This window comes from Furfurilactobacillus milii (genome assembly GCF_009863985.1).
Taxonomy (GTDB): Bacteria; Bacillota; Bacilli; order Lactobacillales; family Lactobacillaceae; genus Furfurilactobacillus; species Furfurilactobacillus milii_A.
Window position 1 is genome coordinate 3,336 of record NZ_WEZT01000057.1, and the last position, 1,784, is coordinate 5,119.

The following is a 1,784-nucleotide window of genomic DNA, read 5'->3' on the forward strand; positions in this document are numbered from 1 at the left end:
TGAGGTAAATCCCTCAAAACTGAACAACGTTTCCACTAATGTGTAAGGTTCCGATTTGTTTCCTTAGAAAGGAGGTGATCCAGCCGCAGGTTCTCCTACGGCTACCTTGTTACGACTTCACCCTAATCATCTGTCCCACCTTAGGCGGTTGGCTCCCGAAGGTTACCCCACCGACTTTGGGTGTTACAAACTCTCATGGTGTGACGGGCGGTGTGTACAAGACCCGGGAACGTATTCACCGCGGCATGCTGATCCGCGATTACTAGCGATTCCGACTTCGTGTAGGCGAGTTGCAGCCTACAGTCCGAACTGAGAATGGCTTTAAGAGATTTGCTTGGCCTCGCGACTTCGCTGCTCGTTGTACCATCCATTGTAGCACGTGTGTAGCCCAGGACATAAGGGGCATGATGATTTGACGTCGTCCCCACCTTCCTCCGGTTTGTCACCGGCAGTCTCATTAGAGTGCCCAACTTAATGCTGGCAACTAATCATAAGGGTTGCGCTCGTTGCGGGACTTAACCCAACATCTCACGACACGAGCTGACGACAACCATGCACCACCTGTCTTTCCGTCCCCGAAGGGAACGTCCGATCTCTCGGATTAGCAGAAGATGTCAAGCCCTGGTAAGGTTCTTCGCGTAGCTTCGAATTAAACCACATGCTCCACCGCTTGTGCGGGTCCCCGTCAATTCCTTTGAGTTTCAACCTTGCGGTCGTACTCCCCAGGCGGAATACTTATTGCGTTAGCTGCGGCACTAAGGGGCGGAAACCCCCTAACACCTAGTATTCATCGTTTACGGCATGGACTACCAGGGTATCTAATCCTGTTTGCTACCCATGCTTTCGAGCCTCAGCGTCAGTTACAGACTAGGTAGCCGCCTTCGCCACTGGTGTTCTTCCATATATCTACGCATTCCACCGCTACACATGGAGTTCCACTACCCTCTTCTGCACTCAAGTTATCCAGTTTCCGATGCCCTTCTCCGGTTAAGCCGAAGGCTTTCACATCAGACTTAAATAACCGCCTGCACTCCCTTTACGCCCAATAAATCCGGATAACGCTTGCCACCTACGTATTACCGCGGCTGCTGGCACGTAGTTAGCCGTGGCTTTCTGGTTAAATACCGTCACTATCTGAACAGTTACTCTCAGATACGTTCTTCTTTAACAACAGAGTTTTACGAGCCGAAACCCTTCTTCACTCACGCGGCGTTGCTCCATCAGGCTTGCGCCCATTGTGGAAGATTCCCTACTGCTGCCTCCCGTAGGAGTCTGGGCCGTGTCTCAGTCCCAATGTGGCCGATCAGCCTCTCAGCTCGGCTATGCATCATTGCCTTGGTAAGCCGTTACCTTACCAACTAGCTAATGCACCGCGGGTCCATCCTAAAGTGATAGCCGAAACCATCTTTCAAGCGAAAACCATGTGGTTTTCGTTGTTATGCGGTATTAGCATCTGTTTCCAAATGTTATCCCCCACTTTAGGGCAGGTTACCCACGTGTTACTCACCCGTTCGCCACTCACTTCAATGTCTCGTCAATCTGGTGCAAGCACCGTCAATCAAAAACCGAAGTGCGTTCGACTTGCATGTATTAGGCACGCCGCCAGCGTTCATCCTGAGCCAGGATCAAACTCTCAAATTAATGAGTTATTTGAAATAGCTCTTGTTTTGTTGTTACTTGGTTATAAAGTGAATTGACTTCACAATTGTAATTGCTTCGAACTTTCGTTCAAAGACCCTACACATTTGATTCGTCGAAACGTTGTTCAGTTTTCAAAGATCTAC

At 49.8% G+C, this 1,784-nt stretch carries 1 rRNA gene; it reads right to left on the bottom strand.

Annotated elements, in window-relative coordinates:
* Nucleotides 1-67 precede the first annotated feature (67 nt).
* Nucleotides 68-1,641, bottom strand: a 16S ribosomal RNA gene (locus tag GB992_RS11490).
* Nucleotides 1,642-1,784: the final 143 nt, after the last annotated feature.